We start from the raw sequence: 21,109 nt of genomic DNA, 5'->3' as shown, positions 1-21,109 counted from the left end.
TCTCGGGCGACTCGAGCATCGGCGGCTCGCTCGATGTCGCCGCGAACGCGAACTTCACTGGGAACACGGAGATCGGTGGCAATCTCGACGTGACAGGGCTGACGAAGCTCCTGAATGACTTGGTCGTTGAGGGTGCGGGGAAGATTCTCATCACGGGCGGTTCGTCGCCGCTGACTCTCCAGAACGGCGCCCCTATCGTTCGGCACGGGCGGAGCACTCGAGGCAGACACCGCGAACGGCGGCATTCGGATGGTCGCCGGGGGTCGGACGATGTATGTCGGCACCGGACTCGTCGGGATGCAGCACAGCCTCGGTCACGCGATCCTCGTCACTGGCACGCAGACGACCGTCGAGGGTCCCGTCGTCGCCAACGACGACATGAGCGTGCAAGGCGACTTCTCCGCAGCGTCCAAGTCGTTCCTCATTCCGCATCCGACGCACGCCGACAAGATGCTCCGGCACGGCTCGAGTGAATCCCCGGTGCACGGCGTCGAGTACTGGGGCAACGCGACGATCGGGAACGACGGAGCCGCCCGAGTCGAACTCCCCGGTTACTTCGAGTCGCTCGCCCTCCCAGACGGGCGCAGCGTCTTCGTCACAGGTCGCGGGTTCGTGCCCGGCTGGACTGACATCCAAGACGGCGCGTTCACGGTGACAGGAACGGCGGGTTCGGCGTTCTCGTGGCTCGTGAAAGCGGCCCGCGCGGTCTTCGAAGTCGAGCCGACGAAACCACCAACGGCGGAGGGAACCCCCGAATGATCGACACCGGCGTCTACTTCTTCCGACTGCCCGTCTCCAGCATCGTCCCGACAATGCCCGGCCAGTTGCCCACCCAACGGCTCGTCGCGTTCCACAGCCCCGAGTTCATTCGCGAGCACGGCGAGGGCTGGGTCCCGGTCAGCCACCAGCTCACGGTCATCTCCGACTCCGAGGTCCTGCTCTCGGTGATGCTCAACCGCGAAGTCACGCTCGACCTCGACGCCGAACCGCCACACCCGCGCCAAGATCCATCCCCACATCCTCGATGAGCAACTCGCCATCGACAACCCAGAAGGAGACACACCATGACCACGTACAGGCTCGCAGCACCCGACCCGGAAGCGATTGCCACGATCGGCGACATGAACGACCACAGCCGAGGAGTCCGCATCGTGCTCGGCGTCGGCTACACGACTAGCGACCACATCGCGGAGTGGGTTGGCCGCAAGGGCTACAGCGTCGAGACCGTCGACGAGATCCCGCAGGACCACCTCGACAAGGTCGCCCGACTCGACGCGTTCCCGGTCCAGTTCCTGGGCTCGCTCGGCGACGGCGAGGACCCCGAGCAGCGGTTCATGGTCACTGCGGCCGACGGTCACACGGCCGTCGATCTGCGCGACATCATCAACGGCACCGCGACCATCGATGACAACGGCCGCCTCACCGGCCAGCACTGAAGGAGACTCTCATGACGATCTACATCACCAGCGTCCGCATTGCGGCCGAGACGATGCGCACGGCCAGGGAGCGCGCCTCGACGCTCGCGAAGCAGCTATCCGACGCGCTCGGCAAGGCCCGCACCTTCACCGACCCGAACCTCAGCCCGCAGGGCGTCGCCGAGAAGCGTGTCGAGCTCGAGTCGACATTCCGCGCCGCGGCCGCCACCGATCTCGCGAAGCTGAGGGGCGAAACGGTGCAAGCACGCGACTACCTCGCCTCGACCGCCGCTGAGCACACCCGGCTCGCCGACGATCCGGCAGCGCTCATCCGGGCTGAGCAGAAGTGGCGACAGGTCGAACGCATCCTCGCAGCCGGCGGCGACCTGCTGCAGCAGATCCGCAAGGCAGACCCCGACACCGCGCTCGCGATCGCCGAGTTCGCCCCGTCGTGGGCGGAAGCGCAATCGACCCGCCCGCACGGCCTCCAGGGGGCCGTAGGCAACGCCTTGGGTGCCGCTGCGTCGGAAGTCGCACCCGGCATCCGTCGCAACGTCTACGCCCGTCTCGCGGAGATCACCCCGGACGCGGCGCTCGCCGAGACGCTACGTGGAACGCTGACCGCGGAGCAGGGCGCGGCCGGCGCGGAACCGTGGTTGTACGCCGCGGGTCAGCTGATCGATGCCGGTCACACCGACATCCTCGGCGCGGCGATCAGCGCGCAGCTCGCCGAGTCCGAAGCGCAGCCCGTCGCAGCAGAGGCTGCATAGCCCGCGACAGGTCGCGGCGGGCTGGCCCTGTGCAGGGTGCCAGCCCGCCCCACACCCCCAGAAGGAGTAATCACGATGGCCACCGGGAATCTTCACCGTCGAGCGAAGCAGGCACAACGCGAGGCAGAGGAGCGCGCTACAGACGAACTGTTCGACTGGCACAAGGTCGAGAAGGCGACGCTCGATGCGGACGAGTCGCTCACTCCGTTCGATCGAGGCCAGGCCGAGCTGGAGCTGCTGATGGAGTTCGGCCGCCGCTCGAAGAAGGCGCTCGCGAAAGCGAAGCGCGACAACACCGTTGTGAAGATCCTCGAGCGAGACGTGCGCAGTGACGTCGACGCCGAGCTCGAGAACCGGCGGCATCGGTGGACCCGCTGACCCAGCTACTCGATGACGCCGAGCGTGGCCGCTGGCCGGCCGCTGACGAGGATGCCTTGTGGCTACTTCTGGCGACGTGGGCATTCCAGACCGAGTGCTTGATGACGGACGAGGCCGAGAACGTCGCTTGGGAGCATCAGATGCGCGACCTCATCGGCCGCGAGCTGCGGTACGCCGAGTACACCGCTGAACGCGTCGCCGCACTGAAATACCGGCTCCGGAGTAGGAAGCTCGCGCAGCGGAACCTGCAGTACAAATACGGGTTTCGCGAGTCACGCGATCGATCTCTGTTGCGTGCCGCCGTGCGAGAGTTCTACGCCATCTGGTCGGCCGTGTAGGAGGTCGTTATTCTGCCTCAGATTCGCCAGACGTCTCGTACAGCGCCCGGAGATCCGCGAGCTGTGAAACGTAGCGGGCGGGCGGGCGGCCGCCGCGGAGGTATGCAGCAACGATGAAGGAACACGCGGTCATGGCGCGCCCAACGTGATTCCACTCGACCATTCCTTGCCCCTGTCGGGCTGCGAGAGTGAGTCCGACCGCGAGCGCGGATCGGACTTCTGTGTCCGGCACCAGAAGGTAGCGGCCGCGCAAGGCGAGCATGAGCTCGTCTTGCGGTGTCGGCGTCACGCGGCCCGACAACGCGAGCTGCAGTTGATTGAGGATGTCGTGGACGGCGAGCGTGTGGCTCAAACCCTGCTCTCGGAGCTTCGCTCCTTCCTCGACCTCGCGCCGTTCGGTCTCTCGACGGTCCTCCTGACGTCCCCTAAGTCGCTCAACGATGAGCGTCGTGCTGAGCGTGATCGCGGCACCGACAATCACGAGGGCGATCGATTGCAGGAACTCCGGCGTCATGCCCACACTCCATCGATTGGTGAAGCCCTAGTCAGCCTGGGTTACCGCGAGTCGGCCCGTCGCAAGCCCGTGCGCGATCTGGTAGAGCTGCCCGACCACCGTGTTGAGGCCATCGGATAGTTCGTTCACGGCCGCGCGCAGCGAAGCGATGTCATCGGGGTTCTCCGTGAGCTCTTCCGCACGGCGGAAGGCATTGCCCGCAAACTCGGCAGCCAACCGGATGGAGCCGACGTCGAGCGAGCCGTAATCGTCGGGGCTTCCAGCGATGACCATTGCGGGCGGGTCGGTCGGGATCGTCAATACACGGTCTGTCATGAGCCCATCCTGTCGGGGCGGAAGCCCGACCAGAACCCCGCGAACGGGGCATCAGGGTGAGCACCGTGCCGAGACACCGCCCAACTTCGAACGTTCGACGGGTGTTCGACATCAAGATCCCGGAATTGCGCGGCCTTGGGCTACCTGCGCACGCGCCTCGCGCACGCGCGCATAGGTGTGACCGATCCGGGTCACGAACGATAGGTGCCGTCGTGGTGGCGCTCGACGTCGTAGAGGGCGTAGCTGGCTCGTCTGGAGCGTCGTGTGGGTGTGCCGTCCTGTCGGTATGGGGCTTGGAGGTACTCGTGCAAGAGTTGCTCGGCTCTTTCGATTCGTGCTGCCCAGAGATCGATCTGGCGGGCTTTGGTGGCGGTTGCAGTCTGGGAGGAGCGCTCGAACCAGAGGCCATAGTCGCGCGCGATCTTCGACACGGACCCGGGGGAGATGTTGAAGGCACGAGCGATCTCGTTGCGGCCCCGGCCGGCGTGAATGGCTTCAGCGACTGCTTCGCGCGTCGAGCTGGGGATGGGAAGCGGCTTCGGCATGGCTACCAGTCCCGGGAGGTGCGGGGCGATCGTCGCGACGGCGCGTAGCCTGCATCTCTGAGCGCCCGCCCACGGGCATGCTTGATCCAGCCGGCTTGGGACTCGGTGGCCGTGCGGCTGCCCTTGCCTCGGCGGCCGCAGGTGCACTTCCAGACGGCAAGAACAATCCCCGCCCGGTTCAGGACGGGCTCGATGCTTGCGAGTTCGTGCATTGGGCCACCATACGGCTGACGTGCGACACGCGCGTTGCGGCGAGGCTCGTTCTGGGGGTGTGGGTTTGGGCGTCTTGGGGGTACGTTCGCGGCATGGCGAATGATTGGGATGACCTGGCGGACGCTCTCGAGCGGGAAGCGATCGACGCCGTATATGAGGAGACCGCTCAAGGGATCGCGAAGACGGCGCGCGAAGCTGGCCTCACGTCAGCGGATGGTGTGGAGCTCGACATCCACTCGGATACCGGCGAGAAGCTCGACTACGCCCGGCTGCGGCGCCGCGCGAACCAAATACTCGCACTTGGCTAGGTGCGCGAGTACCCTGTCAAACGTTCGGCATCGTACGGTCTGCAGTGAAAGTCCCGCTTGGCCTGTACGCTCCAAGGCATGACGTGGGAGACCGCCGACATCCTCGCCCTGATCTTCGGTGCAGCAGGGCTCGTCGGCGGTGTCGTGGGGTTCTTCCGGTCGGCGAGTGCGTCGAGAGCGGCTGGACGGGCGAACGCCGCTGCACAAGACGCGCGGGGGGACGCGGCCGCAGCGTTGCTGCGAAGCGCGGATGCGGCCGAGCGGATCGCGGAAGCGATCGAGATCATCAGTGCCCGTTCGGCTGTCCTCCACGTGCGCCCGACCGATGCGCCGGCCGAGCTTCGTGCGCTCGTGCCGCAGCCCGAGGTGAAATGGGCCGTCGAGGAACGAAGCGAACCCGACACGTTCCGTCTACGGAATATCGGCTCCATCGGCGCACGTGAGGTTGGTGTAACAACGGTGCCGCAAGAACACTCGGCGCTCGTCCGCATGGTCGCTGATCGACCGACACTCGAGCCGGGGTCGGCGATCGTCGTGCGTACAGAGCGTCGTCTCGCGCTGCGCGTCAAAGAACTCGACATCGCGTGGCTCGACGACACGTCATCCGAGATGCAGCACGCGAGCGTCTACCTGCCGTAACTTCCCGAGGCCGGGGAGTTCTCTACCGAGGGTGCGGCCGCGGCGCCAGAGGCGTAGCCTGCTCGCGTGATCACCCCCTTGACCCTCAACGACGTGGAGCATGCGACCGACGATGAGATCGTCGCCGCGTATATCCGTGACGGCGAGACTGAGGAAGGTGCACGCGCGTACCTCGCCATGATCCGAAACACTGACCGGAGGTTCGTGGTCGACTAAGACGCAATGTGCGCGGGCGATGCGGTCGTGTGCTCTGACCACCGCAAAGGCTCGTGCGGGAGGCTCGCCCGCCGCCGCTCGAGTTCGGTCCCGCCTCGCCCTCCCAAGTAGGGGGCCGCGTCGGACTGCCCCACACACCCACGGAGCTACTACTCGTCGACGTCGACCGGCTGCTCTCCCATGTTGAGCGTGTGCCCGTGCTCGCACAGATACCCCGTGACGACCGGCGCCGATGCTATGCGGCGCCCCGATCGCATGCCTTGACGGGTGCTCCTGATCTCAGTGAGCCGGCCGCCGTCCCTCGGACAGACCTTCATGCGCCTCACCATACGCCGCCGCACCGACTCTCCGGTCAGAGCTGCCTCAGTCGTGAGTCACTGCTCCGGCCGCTCCGGAGGCTGAATAACCGTGCCGTCCGCGAACGATTCCTTGGCGGCGGCTTCGCCCATCTGCCGGTACGCGTTGATAATCCAGCCCAAGCGGTACCCGGCGTCGGTGTCCTCGAGGTGTTCGTTGCAGTAGGCGAGCGTCCCGGCGCTGAACAGGACGCGGTTGTTATCGCGTGGGTCGTTCTCGGACTCACGGATGGTGTCGACGAGTACGAGCGTGTCTTTCGTCGCCCCGGCCGTGAGGGCGTCGCACGCCTGATGGGCGAGTGCGATCCTATCCGCCTCGGGCAGCGAAGCGAGCGGCTCCATCCCGCGCGGCGCAGAGGTCATGTTGATCACAGCCAGGTCTGGATAGAACGCGGCGCAGATGACGTCGTTGAGGTTGTGCGGGTCGCACACCTCACCGGGATTGGTCTTGGACGCGAGATCGACGACCTCTTCTGTAGCTGTTGGGGTCTCATCTTCGGCGACGGCGGCGGAACGTGCTGCGCTCTCGACGCTCTCACCAGCTGCCGCGCATCCGGTGAGAGCGAAGACGACGACGAGGAGGCTCGCTGCGAGGGTCGTGATTGGGAGCAGCCTCTTCATGGCGCTGAGCCTATCCGCGAGCTGGTACCGGTTCGCCCCCCTATGCAGGGGCCGTGCCCTGCAATTCCGGGTCTCCTTCAGATGGACCCCAACCCTCACAGAGCTCTAGACTCCGGGAATGGCCAGGCTCCCATCCCCTCTCCTGATCATCGCCGATTGCGCTCCCATGCCTCGGACTCACTCGGGAGCGGCCGCGTGACCCCGGCGCGTGAGGAGAGCATTGCGGCGGCGCCGGGAGCTCCTCCTCGACGAGCGCCGGGCCTCCCCGTGTACCTCACGCCAGCCGAGGTCGTGGTGCGCACCGGCTTTGCCATGCAGACGCTCGCGAATTGGCGCGCACGGAAGGTCGGCCCGCCGTACCTGAAGGTTGGCGCTCGCGTGCGCTACGACGAGGCCGAGCTCTACGCGTGGATGCGTTCGCAGCCGACAACGTCGGCGTGACTGATTGAAAGTCGGGAGAGTTCACACACTCTTCTCGTCGTCGATTGATCGGCCACCATGGAGTTGATCGGCCACCATGGAGTCGTGGAGAACAGGTCACCCGAGAAACTCGCTTACACGCTCCCTGAGGCCGCAGAGGCGGTGGGGGTGAGCCTACGAACGATTCAGTACGAGATGGCGTCAGGTGACTTGCGGCCGGTATATGTGAAGACGAAACCGCTACTCACGCGAGACGAGCTCGTGCGGTGGCTAGGTAACCTCCCGACTGAGCCGAAGCGAGCCTCGAGGTAGTCCTGTGGCAACGGAATGGCAACACTTCGCCGGAATTGAGGCGATGCGCACTAACCGAATCGGCCCCAACTTCCGCGTAAGTGCGGGCATCTAGACTCTCGCTCCCGCCGTTGCTGGTGGCGCATTCGGGTTCAAATCCCACCGGTACCGCTCGCTGAAAGCCCCGAGATCCCAGTGATCTCGGGGCTTTCGCGATGTAAGGGGTTTGACGCCGCGCAGGCGTCGGCGTAGACCTGAGCCATCGAGAAATGGGAGGTGCATCATGGCGAAGGATCTCTTGCTCACACTCGAGGACACCCCCGGCGAAGGAGCGCGCGTCGGCGAGGCACTCGGCAACGCGGGCGTCAACATCGAGGGCCTCTGCGCGGTGGTCCGAGACGGAAGGAGCATCGTCCACGTCCTCGTTGAGGACGTCCCGGCTGCGCGGGCAGCGCTCGACGGCGCCGGCATCAGGGTCGAGGGCGAGACCGACGTGTTCGTCAGCTCGCCGATCTCCGACAACGACATGGATACACCGGGCCGGTTCGGCACGTTGGCGCGCGCTTTGGGCGACGCCGGGATCAACATCGCGCTCGTGTATATGGCCAGTGGGAACCGCATCGTGCTCGCGACGAGCGACAACGCTCGGGCTCAGGAGCTGCTGCAATCGACGATGTAGCGTGACGCGGCGCCGCGTGGCGTCACTTCGACGTCGACGGCGCCGCACTCGCCCGCGTCATGCGCGCAATACCCTGCCCGGCGACGCGGGCGAGCCACCACACCACGATGCCGACCGCGAACGAGGCGAGCGTCGCGAGCGCGGGAGAGACCTCCTCGATCGGCGGGTACACCTGCCAGTGCGTGAGGTAGACGTACATCGACGACGCGGCGAGCACCACGACCGTCGGCACGAGCACGCGCGGAACTCGCAGCACCGGCATCCAGCACAGCAGCAGACAGCCCGCGACGACGATGGCCTCGCGCAGCGGCTCGCCGAAGAACCCGGGCGCGACGACGAGCACGGCCGCGCTCGCGATGAGGCGGCGGGTGAGGGTGTCGGCGCGCGCAATGAGCCAGCCGAGCACGACGAAGGCCACGACGCTGAGCACCGCGTACCGCTCCACGCGCTCCGCCTCGATGCCGCCGATGACCAGCACCCTCACCGCGAACGCCACCGCGAGCAGGATGAGCGCGAGGCCGAACGGATGCCGCCGCTCGAACCGGTCGACCCACGGGATCGCGAGCAGCGCCGCGACGCCGACGAGCGTCCAGATGATCGCCTCGAGGAACCAGAACTGCCATTGCTCGGACCACACCGACTGCTGGCCGAGCACGCCGTTCAGGAGCGCCGCCGTCGACGGATCGTAGAAGCCGGTCGTCATGGCGACCCCGCCGATCCAGATCACAGCGGGCACCGCGATCCAGGCGGCTGCCCGCAGCAACCCGGTCACGCGGGCGGCGCCGGATGCCCCGGTGACCCGAAACCTCACGAGGTTGTAGCCCGCGACCGCGAGCAGCAGGTGTGCGCCGCCCTTCACGTCGATGAAGTCGGTGTGCGTCGCGACGATGAGCACGATCGCCGCGGCCCGCAGGAGCACGGAGGTCTCCATCGAGGTGGTGCGTGGTCGGCGTCGGGGGCGTGCAGTCTTCGTGTTCGTGCCGGCCGGCTCCGCCGACTCGGCGGTGGTGGCTCTCGGTTCGGGCGCCACGAGTGCGGCAAGCTCGCGGATGCCGCGTTCGGGCCAGTCCCTCGGCAGCGTCCCGAGCATCCGCCCGAGCCGCACCGAGACCTCGACGTAGCTCAGCGAGTCGCCGTCGAGCGAGACGAACGAGTCATCCGCAGTGGCATCCGGCCGCCCGAGGAGTTCGGCGTAGAGCTCGCGGATCCGCTCCGATGCCGGCGCTGTCGCGTCATCCGGCTCCACTTGCTCGAGGCGGCGCGCGTGCGCGACGAGGGTCGCGTCATCGGGCTTTCCCGACGCGGTGCGCGGGAAGCGATCCACGGCGTGCACCGCGAACGCGTGCGCCGGCAGCCCGAGCCGCTCAACGATGACGTCCCGTGCGGCCGGGACGAATCGCTCGGCGCGGACGAACACCGCCAGCCGCTCGTCGCACGCGACGGCACGGGCATCGATGCCGGCTTCGAGCAGCAGCTCCTCGACCCGGTCGAGGGAGACGCGCAGCCCGAACGTCTTCACGAAGCGGCTCGACCGCCCGACGATCTCGTAGAGGCCGTCGTCGTGCTGGCGGGCGATGTCCCCCGTGCGCAGTTCCGTCAGCACCTGGCCGAGCGCGAAGTCGCCGGCGTCCCCGGCGTAGCCCATCATGACGTTCGGGCCCGAATAGACGAGTTCGCCCTCGTCGTCGCCGTCGATGCGGAAGCTGCCGCCGGGGATCGGAACACCGATGGTGCCCGCGCGAGCCTCGGCCAGTTCAGGCGGCAGGTAGGCCATCCGCGCGGTCGCCTCGGTCTGGCCGTACATCACGAAGAAGCGGAAGTCGTGGTCGCGTCCGAGTCCGGCGTAGTGCCTGACGGCGTCGGCTGGCAGTCGCCCGCCCGCTTGCGTGACGTGCCGGAGCGTTGCCGGCACGTGATCTGCGAACCCGGCGCCGCTGAGCAGCTCGAAGGTGTACGGCACGCCCGCGAACGAGGTCGCGCCGACGTGGTCGAACTCGCGCCAGAACAGCGGGTCGACCACCGAGCGCGCGGTGAGGTGCACGCTCGCTCCGGCGAGCAGGTGGCTGTTGATCACCGACAGGCCGTAGCAGTAGTGCATCGGGAGGGTCGTCGCCGCGCGGTCGTCGGAACGGAGTCCGAGGTACTCGGCGATGCTCGCGGCATTGCTCTTGAGATTGCGGCGCGAGAGCCGCACGAGCTTCGGCGACCCCGTGGAACCCGACGTGCTCGTGAGCATCGCGAGCTCGGGGTGCAGTGCGTGGCGCGTGCCGGGCCGGCGCTCCTCGAACCGCAAGCCGCCGTCGCCCTCGCCGCTGCCGTCGACGATCACGTCGCCCTCGCCGCTGCCGTCGACGATCACGTCGGGGTCGAAGCGGTCGACGAGGTTGCGGCGATGCGCTTCAGCCTGCTCGCTGCCCGAGCCGTCGAGGAGCAGCACCGGGTGCCCGCCGGCGACGGCGGCGAGGTAGGCCACGAGCGAGTCGACGGTGTTGGTGCAGGAGACGAAGACGAGCCGGCGGATGTCTCCGAGCAAGCGTCGGGTGTCGTCGACCCGGTCTCGCAGCTCAGCTCGCGTCATCGTGCGCTCTGCCGTGGTGATCGCGAGGTCGTCGTCGGCACCGACCGCGAGGAGGTCGAGCCCCACATCGGGCCGCGTGGGCATCAGGAAACGGACGGCGGCAGTCGTCTCAGCCATCACTCACTCCCGCTGGCGAGGTGGTCGAAGCGCACGAGCATGGGCATGCTGGAGTGTCTCCGATCACTCTGGGGGCGGGTGATGCAACCAGGTGAGCCTAGCCTTAGCTAACTTCTGAGCCAAACGCGGATGCCGAAGCTGCGTAAGAAGTGGACGCATGGCTCATCGCTTGGAGGAATCGGGCGCTCACCAGCCGCCGCGCGTCGGCGTGTGTCCCTCGCGGGCGTCCTCGGGCATGGGCATCTCCGCCCGCAGTCCCAGCAGTCTGATCGGCCGGCCGGGCTCGATCCTGCCGACGAGGCCGAGCGCACCGGCCAACACGACGTCGCGGTCGAACGTCTCGGAGATTCTCCTGGTGAAGACCTTTGTGATGAACGGCGCGTAGCGCACCTTGAGCGTGAGCCCGATCACCGGCCGGCCTTCGGCCGCGATGTCTTCGAGCACCTTGGCCGCGAGCTCCCGCACGGCAGCTTCGACCTGTGCGGGCTCGGTGAGGTCCTGCTGGTACGTGGTCTCCCGGCTGTGGCCGCGGGCCACCCAGGGCGTGTCGTCGACGACGTGTGCGCCTTCGCCCCGGCCGAGCTGGGCGTACCACGGGCCCATCCGCGGGCCGAACTCGGCCACGAGGCTGTCGGGGTCGGTGGCGGCCAATTCGGCGACGGTTTTGATGCCGTGCCCCGCGAGGCGGCGGGAGATCTTCGTCCCCACGCCCCACAGGTCGATGGTGGGCCGGTCGCCCATCACCTCGAGCCAGTTGTCGGCGGTGAGCCGGAACACCCCGCGGGGCTTGCCGAACCCGGTCGCGACCTTGGCCCGCACGAGGGTGTCGCCGATGCCGACACTGCAGTGCAGTCGGGTGCGTTCGAGCACCGCCTGCTGCAGCCGGCGGGCGTACGCCTCGGGATCGTCGGTCTCCACGCCGATGAACGCCTCATCCCAGCCGAGTACCTGCACGGTTGCTCCCGGTTGCGCGCGAAGCGTCGCCATGACCTCCTCGGATGCCGCGAGGTAGGCCTCGGCGTCGACCGGGAGGATCACCGCATCGGGTGCCTTGCGAGCGGCGATCCGCAGAGGCATCCCTGAACCGACTCCGAACTCGCGGGCCTCGTAGGACGCGGTCGAGACTACTGCCCGCTCGGTCGGGTCGCCCCGCCCGCCGATGATCACCGGCTTGCCCGCGAGCTCGGGACGCCGGAGCACCTCGACGGCCGCGATGAACTGATCGAGGTCGACGTGCAGCACCCAGGAGCTCCGGCGTTGGCTCACAGGACCATTCTGTCGACACCGGTGCGGATCGGTGCCGGTTTTCAGCTCGCGCGCGTCGCCTGCCGCCCGCGCAGGGCGATGGCGACCCCGAAGCAGAGCGCCGACATCGCGATCGTCGCCGGCACCCAGATGGCTCGTTCGACCGGGCTCGGCGAGATGGCGTTCGTCAGCACACCGAGCGCGGTGTAGCCGGCGAGCACCCACACGGCCACCGGGAGCGCACGGCGCGGCAACGGCGCCCAGACCGGATGCCCGGCGCGGCGCAGGACGATGAGGGCGGCCGCCGCCCACACGACCGCGGTGACACCGGCAGCGACGCGCAGCCCCGGCTCGAGCACGGCCGATGCTCCGCCGAACGCCGCTTCGCCCCATGGCACTCCGGCGGCGAGGGCGATCTCGAACGCGGACAGCCCGCCGAACAGGATGGCGACGGCGACCGCGGCGGGCCGGGCGAACCGGCGCGCGGGCAGGGGATCGAGCTGGGTCTTCATCACGGGCATCCTCTTGTGTAGGCTGAAGCGAAGTATCTTGAAGATATATCTAACAGATAGGTACGGCGGATGGCAAGAGTGAAGCAGACCGAACTCGCGGTGCTCTGCGTGCTCGGCGTGCAGCCCATGACGGGGTACGCCGTGCGAGCGGCGATCCGCGAACAGCTCGGGTTCTTCTGGAGCGAGAGCTTCGGCCAGATCTATCCCGCCCTGGCCGAGCTCGAACGAACCGGGCTCGTCGAGCGCCACGAGGGCACGAGGGCAGGTTCATCCACCTACTCGCTCACGTCCGACGGCCGCGCGCGCCTCGTGCAATTGCTCAAGGAGCCGGATGCCCCGGCTCCACGCCGTGACGGCCTCATGCTGCGCCTCTTCTTCGGCCGCGTGCTCGGACCCGACGCCTGCAGGGAACTCGTCGAACGAGCGAGGGACTCGGCGCGCCAGCAGCTCGCAGCGTACGAGGGCGTGCGCGCGACCGTCGAATCGGAGACGGCGTTCCCCGAGCACCAGGCCTACTGGCTCATCACCATCTCCGCAGGAGAGTACAGCGCACGGGCCGCGATCGAGTGGGCTGACGAGACCCTCGCCTCGCTCGACGGGCAGCGCGAGCGCTACGTGCGGTAGTCCGAGGAGGAGTGAATAGGCGCCTCTTTTGCGCAAGGATTGGAAGTCCGCGCCGCCTGCTGGGATCCTCGACAGGGCGTATGGAAAGAGGTCGAAGATGACGAAGGACTCGTTGCGGGTCGCCATGATCGGAACCGCCTTCATGCTCGACGTGCAACGCGTGCTCGCTTCAGTCGAGGCAAGCGCATCCGACAGATCGCGGGCGACGCCCGTCGAAAGGCACCACGCATGACGCAACACCGAGCGCTCGTCGTCCGCGGCGGCTGGGACGGCCACCACCCGGTCGAGAGCACCGAACTGTTCATCCCGTTCCTCGAAGCGAACGACTACGACGTACAGGTCGAGGAGTCTCCCGAGATCTACGCCGACGCGGCCGCCATGGCCGAGGTCGACCTCATCGTGCAGAGCGTGACGATGTCCGAGATCACGCACGAGCAGGTCATGGGCCTCCGCGCGGCGGTCGCGGCAGGCACCGGACTTACCGGATGGCACGGCGGCATCGCCGACTCCTACCGCGCGTCATCCGACTACCTGCAGCTCGTGGGCGGGCAATTCGCCACCCACCCGAGCAAGGAGCCGTCGCAGCTGCGCGAGGGCTCTGAGGAGAACAACTACCTCACCTACTCGGTCGACCTGACCGACCTCGGCCGGCGGCATCCGATCACCGAGGGAATCGGCGACTTCGAGCTCACGACCGAGCAGTACTGGGTGCTGCACGACGACCTGATCGACGTGCTCGCCACGACGACGCATCCCGTGCAGCCGTGGCATCCGTGGCACCGGCCGATCACCTCGCCCACCATCTGGACCCGCCTCTGGGGCGACGGGCGCATCGTCGTGACGACGCCCGGGCACAGCCCTGACATCCTCCGCGACGCCAACGTTCGCACCATCATCGAAAGGGGAATGCTGTGGGCGACCCGCACCGCATCGGCATCATAGGACTCGGGGTCATCTCCCGGGCGTACCTCGACACGCTCGCCGGTGCTCCATCCGTGCGCATCACCGCGGTCGCCGACCTCGATGCCGCGCGTGCCGAGGCCGTTGCTGCCGAGCTCCCCGATGCGCGCGCAATGGCGGTCGACGAGCTGCTCAGCAGCTCCGAGGTCGACACCGTGCTCAACCTGACGATCCCGGCAGCGCATGCCGAGATCGCGCTCGCGGCGATCGCCAACGGCAAGCACGTCTACGGCGAGAAGCCGCTCGCGGCGTCGTTCGCGCAAGCACGCGAGGTCGTCGATGCAGCGGATGTCGCCGGTGTGCGCCTCGGCTGCGCGCCCGACACCGTGCTCGGCACCGGCACGCAGACGGCCAGGGCGGCGATCGACGGCGGCGTGATCGGACGTCCGTTCGCGGCATCCGCCGTGATGGTCACGGCCGGCCACGAGCGGTGGCACCCGAACCCCGACTTCTACTACCGCGAGGGCGGCGGGCCCCTGCTCGATATGGGGCCGTACTACGTCGCCTCGCTCATCCAGCTGCTCGGCCCGGTGCGATCGGTCACCGGCGCCTCCAGTCGCCTCCGCGCCGAACGCGTGATCGCCACCGGACTGCGGGCGGGTGAGCGGATCCCGGTCGAGGTCGACACCCACGTCGCCGGCATCCTCGAACACGTCAACGGCGCCCTCTCGACGATCACGACGAGCTTCGACGGCATCGCGACGGCCGCCGCGCCGATCGAGGTGCACGGCGAACTGGGTACGCTCGCCGTGCCCGATCCCAACAACTTCGATGGCGAGGTGCGGCTCGCGACGATCGAGGGGCCGGGCTGGCGCGAGCTCGAGCCGTCGGCGGGCTACGTCGCGGCCACTCGCGGCGCCGGGCTGCTCGACTTCGTGAGCGCCGGCGACGGCCGTCGGCCGCGCGCCGGAGCGGATGTCGCGCTGCACAGCCTCGAGATCATGACGGCGCTGCTCGAATCGGCTCGGGTCGGTCGGCGACTGGAGCTCACCACGTCGGTCGACCGGCCCGAGCCGGTGCCCCTCACACCGCAATCGGAGTGGATGCGGAGCCGAGCTACTTCGCCTTCCCGATGACGTAGGCGATCGATGGAGAACTCGACGGCTTGAACGTCGAGGTGCCCTGGTACTCGGCGACCACCGAGTACGCGCCGACGGGAAGCGCCGCGATCGAGAGCTTCGCCTTGCCCTTCGCGAGCTCGGCGGTCGCCGTGGCGACGACCTCGGAGCCGCGATAGACGGTCACGATCACCGTGCCCGACGCCGTCGTCTTGTCGGCGGCACTCACCATCACGACCGCGGTGCCGGGCTTGCCGGGCGCCGGCGCCGGCGCGTCGAGCTTCGTCGTCGTGGTGATGAACGGCACTGCGGTGACCGACACCACCGCGGCGGCGCGCAGCTCGGTTCCCTCGACGCTGCCCGAGACGGTGAACGATCCGGCGGCCTCGTACGCCGACGGCTCGACCGGCTCCCAGACGACCGCGCGCTCCTCGGTGCCGCCGTCGCTGAGGACCACCGGCACCGCGGCCGGAAGCTCGGGTGCCGTGCCGACCGTCGTCTGCACCTCGACCGGCGGGATCGACGTGACGGTCACCGGCGCGGCCGAGACCGTGATGGTGGCGGTCGCCGTCAGCTCCGTGCCGTCCACCGAACCCTCGATCGTGAACGAGCCCGCCGTCGCATAGCTCTCAGCCGGGATGTCTGGCCAGACGACGGCGCGCGGCTCGGTGCTGTCGTCGCTCAGCACGACGATCACCGTGCCGGGCAGCACCGGGGGCTGCCCGGCCGTGGTCTCCGCGCTCACGGGAACGACCGAGGTCACCGTGACCGCTGCCGGATGCACCGTGACCGTGGCGATCGAAGCGACCTCGGTGCCGGCGACGGATCCATGCACCGAGAAGCTGCCCGCCGCCGCATACTGCGCGGCGTCGATCGCATCCCACGTGACCTCTCGCGACTCGGTCGAGCCATCGCTCAGCCCGACCGTGACCGACGGCGGCAGCACGGGGGCGACACCGGCGGTCGTCTCGGCCGCCACCGGGTCCACCGACGTCACCGTGACCGGCTTCGGCGAGAGCCGCGTGTCGAGCAGTGACGCGACCGAGGCGCCCTTGCCGTTGTTGCCGGCGGCGAACACCCCCGCGTCGAGCTTCGCGTCGGGGGCCGACAGGGTCGCGGTCCCGACGACCTTCCACGGGTCGGATGCCGCCGTGCGGTAGTAGCCCGTCGCCGTGGTGCTGCTCGTGTACTCGAGCTTCAGGTGCACCGGCCAGGCGCCGGCGGCGACGTTCGTCGTCTGCGCGTCGATGTAGCCGTTGTTGTTGGCGTCGAACTGCAGGTAGGCGCCCATGGGGCTCGTCGTCAGGATGACGTAGCCCTTCGCGCTCGCCTTGCCGGCGATCGTGAGGTCATTGCGCAGCACGAGTCCCGCGCGTGGGTCGGTGTTGCTGCCCTTGTCGACCGTCGACACGTACGTCTCGATGGCATCGCCGACGGCGACCGCTTCGGGTTGGGAGATGACGCTCAGGTTGTCCTTCGTCGTCCACGCCCCGTCGTTGGCATCCGAGATCCGGAACGATGATCCGGCGGCCTCGCAGAACGAGGCGTTCGCCGCGGTGCCCCACGCCGCCGAGCGCCAGGGCGCGTCGATGGTGGTGTCGGCGCATCCGCCAGGCGTGCTGAACGTGAGCACGTAGCGCTTCGAGTACGACGGATGCTCCGCCGTGACGGTGATCACCGCGGTCGAGAGGTCGACGCGCTTCGTGACGGATGCCGCCGCGGTGCGAGCGGTGGCCTCCACGACGGGCACTGCGCCCCACGCCCCGATGGGTACGGTGTAGGCGAGCGTGTCGGGGGAGAACCCGGCGACCGCGCTGCCGTTCACCGTCAGGGCGCCGAGGCTCGCGTCGGTGGATCGCGAGTCGTACGTGAACCCGAGGGTGTACGTCTTCGTCACGGCGGGATCCTCCGCGGTGACCGAGATGACGAGCTTGCCGCTCGCCGGGTCGAACGCGCCGACCGCGGCGATGGCCTTGCCGTCGGTGGTGGTCGCGGCCACCGTCGGGGTCGACCCATCGGGGATGGGGATCCCGTCATACGAGGTCGTGCCCGGCGAGAAGCCGGTCAACGGCTGGCCGTTGACGGTGATCGAGGAGAGCGTCGCGTCGGTTGCGGGAGTGATGAACCCGACCCGGTAGGTCTGCACCGCCGCGATGCCCGAGGCGTCGAACTCGGCGACCGTGGCATACGCGAACGGATCGGCCGCCGAGGCCTGCACGATCGACACTCGCGACGAGACGTTGCCCGGCGTCGCCGTCACGACGCGCTCGGCGGGGTTCTTGCCGACGACGGTGTAGCTCCACGTGGCCGGGGAGAATCCGGGCACGGTCGCCCCGTCGACCTGCAGGTCGCTGAGCGCGGTCGCCGCACTCGAGCCGTACCCGAAGATCTCCACTTCGCTGATCGACTGCCACGTACGGGTCTGCGTCGTCAGGTTGAGGCGGATCGCGGTGGTCGCCGGCAGCGCGGTGACGTCGAGTTCGATGACCGGGGCGGGGGAGGCGTTGTTCTGCTCGACGGTCGCAGAGACTGACGTGTCGACCCACTGGCCGGCGCCGTTGCGGTACTGCACCGCCACCTTCGAGGGCCACGTGGCGGTCGAGCCGTCCTTGAACGCGTGCACCTTGACGCTCGCGAGCGTTCGCGGCTCGTTCCACGTGTAGCTGAGCCAGCTGCTCAGCGGGTATGCCGAGTTCGTCGCCCAGTCGTCCCAGCCCTTCACGGTGCTCCCGTCGTTCGTCGTCGCCGCGAGATTGGTGCGGCTCGAGGCGCCGGCGGATGCCGCGGGCGCGATGTTGAACAGGCCACGACCCTCGACGTCGATCGTGCGCGTGAACGTGCGCCCCGCCGTGTAGGTGCCGTCGGCTGCGAGCGTGCCGGTGATGGTCTGGCGCCCGGGTGCCGTGAAGAGGGTCGTGTTCCACGTGACCGGCACCTGGGTGGCCTGGCCGTTCGCGGTCACCTCGACGGTGGCCGGCAGGAGCGAGGTCAGGTCCTGGTTCGTTCGAGCCGTGGCCGGCAACCCGGCATCCGTCACGTTCCAGATGTAGGGGCCTGCGCCCTTGTCGTCCCAGTAGGAAGCGTCCCAGCCGGTCGCCCACTTCGCGTTCTCGGCGGCGGGGTTGCGCATCTGGAGCCTGCCGTCCTCCCCGATCGTGATCGGCAGCCAGACATAGGTGGAGTCCGCGGCGCCCGAGTTCCACCGGTCGCCCATGTAGATGTAGTGGCCCTTCGCGGCGTCAAGCGGGAAGACGTTCGTCGATTGCGAGCCGAACGAGGTCTTGCGCGAGTCGCCGACGGAGAGTAGTCCGTCGCCACCCTCGGGGATCGTGTCGTAGGAGACCGCCTCGTGGGCGTCGCCTGGCTGGACGCCGCGGATCCACCCGCCGAGGATGCTGTCGGCGGTGTAGTAGGTCTGCGGGTTCGGCCGCCATCCGGTGGCGCCGGATGCCACGAGGTAGTAGCGCCCGTCGTGCACGAAGATCGCGGGCGCCTCGAGCAGGCCGCAACGCTTCACGATGGTGTAGTCGACGTGATTCTGCGGAGCACCCGCGGTGCCGTCGGCGAAGATGTACGGGTACCGTCCGTCGGCCGAGAACTGGATGCCCGTGGGGTCGGTCGTGGTGGTCTTCTCCACATTCGTGTACTCGGCGTTGAGCTTCGCGATGTAGAGCGAGCGGTTCTCCTCCGAGGAGTACGAGACGTACGCGTTCCCGTCGGTGTCCTGGAAGACGGTCATGTCTCGCGCGCCGCCGGGCACCGCGCCGTTCTGGTTGCAGGCCGTGCGATACGTCGGCTCGTTGTAGAGGCGGAAGGCGCCCTGCAGCGTGAACGGACCGGTTGGGCTGTCGGATGTCGCGACGGCGGCGAGTGACCGCGCGTAGTTGCTTCCGCCGGGTGACGTGCTGCCGTCGGCGTGCCACCACATCACCCACTTCTGGGTCGTGGAGTTGTAGAGCGCCTTCGGCCGTTCGAAGATCGCCTGGATGCGGGGCGTCGTGCCGTCGGCTTCGAATTGGCTGACGTTCAGGTAGTAGAAGAGCTCGTCGATGGTCGCGGTGTTCGGGTTTCCGGCGTCGTCGACGGTGTCGTAGAGCGCATCGAAGTACTCGCCCTGCAGCTCGGTCTTGCTCGTGACCGAGCGGAGCGCGACGCCCTCGTTCGACCAGTTCAGCGTGTCGTACGACTTGTACACGGCGACCCCGGGGCTGTTGTAGTAGCCGTTCGAGCGGTCTTCGCCATACCAGTAGTAGACGGCCCGGCCGTTCTCCTCGCCGGCGGAGATCTCGTCGGTCTCGACGCCGAGCTCGATGCCCGCGACGAGCTGGCCGCCGTGCGCCTGGATGTGACGACCTTCGGTGTCATACCAGTACGGCTGGAAGTAGCCCGGCGCCGTGAGGCCGGGATCGGTGACCGCCTGGTAGCGGTCATAGGTGGGCGGGGCATCCGTCGTGGGCACCGCCGCCGAAGCGCCGGATACCGGTGACAGCGTCGCGGCCGTCAGGCCCAGGAGCACTGCGGTCACCGCCGATGCCAAGAACCGCGTACGTCGAGCCGAACCCATGGAGAACCTCCGCGCCGTTGCGAATGTCGACGTGAGCATGTTCACGTAAACATCGTGTTGTCTGGGGAGAAGCTAGCACACGTTATCCGGGTCGCACGAGCGTGTGACGTCCAGGGTCGCAAGCTTCGCGCGGTGTTACCGTTGTCGCACCGAGGTTCTCGACGGGCGCGGCGCACCGGAACGGAAGGCGTGTGATGGAACTGCTCACGGCCCTGTTCCGCTACGCGCAGCCGTCGCTCGAGGTCTCGCTCGCGTCGAACCTGCAGGCGACGCTCCTGCTCATCGGCGTCGGCGTCGTCGGCGCCGCCGCCGTCGCGATCGTCGTCACGGCCTGCCACGCGCTGCCGGCGATCGTCGCGGCCGACCCGAGCGGCGCCGCGACGAGGTTCAAGCAGTCGCTCGAACCCTGGCGGTTGCTCGCGCAGATCACGCCCGACGCGCCGGGGCGTGCCCGCCCGAGGGCGCCGGGCCGCGGCATCCCGGCCGCGTAGCGACATCCGGCGTCGACCCTCACGACCTCGCATCGACGAGGCGATGAGGTGACCGCGCGGCCAGACGGATTCCGACATCCCTCGACCGCAAGGAACCCTCATGGACCTCTCTGCCCTCCCGCCCATCGCCGCCTTTCTCGACGGCGCCCACACCGTGCTCATGGGCCTCGCCGGCCTGCTCGAACCGCTCATCGGCGTCTCGAGCGCAGCCGCAGCCGTCGTGCTCGTCACCCTGCTCGTGCGCGCCGCGCTCATCCCCGTGGGCATCTCGCAAGCGAAGGCGGAGCGCACTCGCGCCCGCCTCGCCCCGAAGCTCGCCGAGTTGCAGCGACGCCACAAGCAGAATCCCGAGCGCCTGCAACGCGAGATGATGGCGCTCTACTCCGACGAGGGCACCTCCCCGCTGGCCGGCTGTCTGCCGATGCTCATCCAGGCGCCGATCGTCGGCATCATCTACGCGCTCTTCATCCTGCCGACGATCGCAGGTCATCCGAACGAGCTCCTCGCGCAGACCCTGTTCGGGGTTCCGCTCGGCTCGAGCCTCGCGGGCTCGGTCGTTGCCGGCTCCCTCGCACCGGGCGCGGTCATGGTGTTCGCCGTCGTCATCGTGGGCATCGTGCTCGTCGGCGAGGCCACGCGGCGGGTGTTCGCACTTCGACCGGATGCCGCCGCCGCGGCTCGTCCGGCCGGAGCACCCGCGTCCCCGCTCGCGGGGCCCGGCGCGGCGCGCGTGCTCGGGCTGTTGCAGTTCATCACGGCGGTGATCGCGGTCTTCGTACCGCTCGCGGCGGCGCTCTACCTCCTCGTCACGGTGGCGTGGACGCTCGCGCAGCGCGTGGTGCTGCGGCGCGCGTACCCCCTTCCGGAGGCGCGGACCGCCTGACGGCCCCTCGAACAAGCCGATCCGCGGGATTCCGGGCTCACTAGCGCGAATCGAGGCCT

At 68.4% G+C, this 21,109-nt stretch carries 24 protein-coding genes; 16 read left to right on the top strand and 8 right to left on the bottom strand.

Features of this window, described 5'->3' with window-relative positions:
* The first annotated feature begins 270 nt into the window (after positions 1-270).
* The 6 genes from QFZ29_RS13505 (at position 271) to QFZ29_RS13480 (ending at position 2,901) form a co-directional block, all read left to right on the top strand.
* On the top strand, positions 271-759 hold the full coding sequence (locus QFZ29_RS13505; protein ID WP_306894570.1) for a hypothetical protein: 489 nt from the start codon (positions 271-273) through the stop codon (positions 757-759).
* Positions 756-1,028, top strand: coding sequence for a hypothetical protein (locus QFZ29_RS13500; RefSeq protein WP_306894569.1), 273 nt, complete (start codon positions 756-758; stop codon positions 1,026-1,028). The genes QFZ29_RS13505 and QFZ29_RS13500 overlap by 4 nt, the downstream gene beginning before the upstream one ends.
* 36 nt (positions 1,029-1,064) lie before the next feature.
* Positions 1,065-1,436, top strand: coding sequence for a hypothetical protein (locus tag QFZ29_RS13495; protein ID WP_306894568.1), 372 nt, complete (start codon positions 1,065-1,067; stop codon positions 1,434-1,436).
* Positions 1,437-1,447: 11 nt separating this feature from the next.
* A complete protein-coding gene (locus tag QFZ29_RS13490) occupies positions 1,448-2,185 on the top strand; it encodes a hypothetical protein (protein ID WP_306894567.1) in 738 nt (245 codons plus the stop codon).
* A 75-nt stretch (positions 2,186-2,260) separates the two neighbouring features.
* On the top strand, positions 2,261-2,563 hold the full coding sequence (locus tag QFZ29_RS13485; protein ID WP_306894566.1) for a hypothetical protein: 303 nt from the start codon (positions 2,261-2,263) through the stop codon (positions 2,561-2,563).
* Positions 2,551-2,901 (top strand): hypothetical protein, encoded by a 351-nt coding sequence (locus QFZ29_RS13480; RefSeq protein ID WP_306894564.1) that lies wholly within the window; start codon positions 2,551-2,553, stop codon positions 2,899-2,901. Before QFZ29_RS13485 ends, QFZ29_RS13480 begins: the two co-directional genes overlap by 13 nt.
* A gap of 7 nt (positions 2,902-2,908) precedes the next feature.
* Here QFZ29_RS13480 and QFZ29_RS13475 read toward each other — a convergent pair whose 3' ends face one another.
* The 3 genes from QFZ29_RS13475 to QFZ29_RS13465 form a co-directional block, all read right to left on the bottom strand.
* Complete coding sequence (locus tag QFZ29_RS13475; protein ID WP_306894563.1) at positions 2,909-3,421, bottom strand: hypothetical protein; 513 nt, start codon at positions 3,419-3,421, stop codon at positions 2,909-2,911.
* A 21-nt stretch (positions 3,422-3,442) separates the two neighbouring features.
* Complete coding sequence (locus QFZ29_RS13470; RefSeq protein WP_306894562.1) at positions 3,443-3,730, bottom strand: hypothetical protein; 288 nt, start codon at positions 3,728-3,730, stop codon at positions 3,443-3,445.
* Between the two features lie 191 nt (positions 3,731-3,921).
* Positions 3,922-4,275, bottom strand: coding sequence for a hypothetical protein (locus QFZ29_RS13465; RefSeq protein ID WP_306894561.1), 354 nt, complete (start codon positions 4,273-4,275; stop codon positions 3,922-3,924).
* A 305-nt stretch (positions 4,276-4,580) separates the two neighbouring features.
* Here QFZ29_RS13465 and QFZ29_RS13460 point away from each other — a divergent pair, with 305 nt between their 5' ends.
* From QFZ29_RS13460 to QFZ29_RS13450, 3 genes are all read left to right on the top strand, one after another.
* A complete protein-coding gene (locus QFZ29_RS13460) occupies positions 4,581-4,796 on the top strand; it encodes a hypothetical protein (RefSeq protein ID WP_306894560.1) in 216 nt (71 codons plus the stop codon).
* 78 nt (positions 4,797-4,874) lie between these two features.
* A complete protein-coding gene (locus QFZ29_RS13455; RefSeq protein WP_306894559.1) occupies positions 4,875-5,435 on the top strand; it encodes a hypothetical protein in 561 nt (186 codons plus the stop codon).
* Positions 5,436-5,501: 66 nt separating this feature from the next.
* Positions 5,502-5,651, top strand: a complete 150-nt coding sequence (locus tag QFZ29_RS13450) for a hypothetical protein (protein ID WP_306894558.1) — start codon at positions 5,502-5,504, stop codon at positions 5,649-5,651.
* 374 nt (positions 5,652-6,025) lie between these two features.
* On the opposite strand, the gene QFZ29_RS13445 is transcribed toward QFZ29_RS13450, so the two are convergent.
* Positions 6,026-6,628 carry a DUF732 domain-containing protein gene (locus QFZ29_RS13445; protein ID WP_306894557.1) on the bottom strand — a complete coding sequence of 201 codons (603 nt, stop codon included), beginning with the start codon at positions 6,626-6,628 and terminating at the stop codon, positions 6,026-6,028.
* Between the two features lie 195 nt (positions 6,629-6,823).
* Here QFZ29_RS13445 and QFZ29_RS13440 point away from each other — a divergent pair, with 195 nt between their 5' ends.
* Both QFZ29_RS13440 and QFZ29_RS13435 read left to right on the top strand, forming a co-directional pair.
* Positions 6,824-7,069, top strand: coding sequence for a helix-turn-helix transcriptional regulator (locus QFZ29_RS13440; RefSeq protein WP_306894556.1), 246 nt, complete (start codon positions 6,824-6,826; stop codon positions 7,067-7,069).
* Positions 7,070-7,622: 553 nt separating this feature from the next.
* Positions 7,623-8,018: a hypothetical protein gene (locus QFZ29_RS13435; RefSeq protein WP_306894555.1), complete on the top strand. Its 396-nt coding sequence runs from the start codon at positions 7,623-7,625 to the stop codon at positions 8,016-8,018.
* Positions 8,019-8,040: 22 nt separating this feature from the next.
* On the opposite strand, the gene QFZ29_RS13430 is transcribed toward QFZ29_RS13435, so the two are convergent.
* The 3 genes from QFZ29_RS13430 to QFZ29_RS13420 all read right to left on the bottom strand — a co-directional run bounded on the left by QFZ29_RS13430 (position 8,041) and on the right by QFZ29_RS13420 (position 12,470).
* Positions 8,041-10,713: an AMP-binding protein gene (locus tag QFZ29_RS13430; RefSeq protein WP_306894554.1), complete on the bottom strand. Its 2,673-nt coding sequence runs from the start codon at positions 10,711-10,713 to the stop codon at positions 8,041-8,043.
* Between the two features lie 186 nt (positions 10,714-10,899).
* Positions 10,900-11,979, bottom strand: a complete 1,080-nt coding sequence (locus QFZ29_RS13425; protein ID WP_444876252.1) for a DNA polymerase IV — start codon at positions 11,977-11,979, stop codon at positions 10,900-10,902.
* Between the two features lie 41 nt (positions 11,980-12,020).
* Positions 12,021-12,470, bottom strand: coding sequence for a hypothetical protein (locus QFZ29_RS13420; RefSeq protein ID WP_306894553.1), 450 nt, complete (start codon positions 12,468-12,470; stop codon positions 12,021-12,023).
* A gap of 69 nt (positions 12,471-12,539) precedes the next feature.
* Between QFZ29_RS13420 and QFZ29_RS13415 the strand changes: the two genes are divergently transcribed.
* From QFZ29_RS13415 to QFZ29_RS13405, 3 genes are all read left to right on the top strand, one after another.
* A complete protein-coding gene (locus QFZ29_RS13415) occupies positions 12,540-13,094 on the top strand; it encodes a PadR family transcriptional regulator (protein WP_306894552.1) in 555 nt (184 codons plus the stop codon).
* A 228-nt stretch (positions 13,095-13,322) separates the two neighbouring features.
* Positions 13,323-14,036, top strand: coding sequence for a ThuA domain-containing protein (locus QFZ29_RS13410; RefSeq protein ID WP_306894551.1), 714 nt, complete (start codon positions 13,323-13,325; stop codon positions 14,034-14,036).
* Positions 14,006-15,130, top strand: coding sequence for a Gfo/Idh/MocA family protein (locus tag QFZ29_RS13405; protein WP_306894550.1), 1,125 nt, complete (start codon positions 14,006-14,008; stop codon positions 15,128-15,130). Before QFZ29_RS13410 ends, QFZ29_RS13405 begins: the two co-directional genes overlap by 31 nt.
* On the opposite strand, the gene QFZ29_RS13400 is transcribed toward QFZ29_RS13405, so the two are convergent.
* Positions 15,111-19,637: an Ig-like domain-containing protein gene (locus QFZ29_RS13400; protein ID WP_306894549.1), complete on the bottom strand. Its 4,527-nt coding sequence runs from the start codon at positions 19,635-19,637 to the stop codon at positions 15,111-15,113. The genes QFZ29_RS13405 and QFZ29_RS13400 overlap by 20 nt on opposite strands.
* A 233-nt stretch (positions 19,638-19,870) precedes the next feature.
* On the opposite strand from QFZ29_RS13400, the gene QFZ29_RS13395 reads away from it, so the two are divergent.
* Both QFZ29_RS13395 and QFZ29_RS13390 read left to right on the top strand, forming a co-directional pair.
* A complete protein-coding gene (locus QFZ29_RS13395; RefSeq protein ID WP_306894548.1) occupies positions 19,871-20,167 on the top strand; it encodes a DUF6412 domain-containing protein in 297 nt (98 codons plus the stop codon).
* Positions 20,168-20,267: 100 nt separating this feature from the next.
* Positions 20,268-21,050 (top strand): YidC/Oxa1 family membrane protein insertase, encoded by a 783-nt coding sequence (locus QFZ29_RS13390; protein ID WP_306894547.1) that lies wholly within the window; start codon positions 20,268-20,270, stop codon positions 21,048-21,050.
* The last annotated feature ends 59 nt before the right edge of the window (positions 21,051-21,109 follow it).

It is taken from the genome of Agromyces albus (assembly GCF_030815405.1).
Taxonomy (GTDB): domain Bacteria; phylum Actinomycetota; class Actinomycetes; order Actinomycetales; family Microbacteriaceae; genus Agromyces; species Agromyces albus_A.
This window is presented reverse-complemented; position numbering and strand designations above follow the sequence as displayed.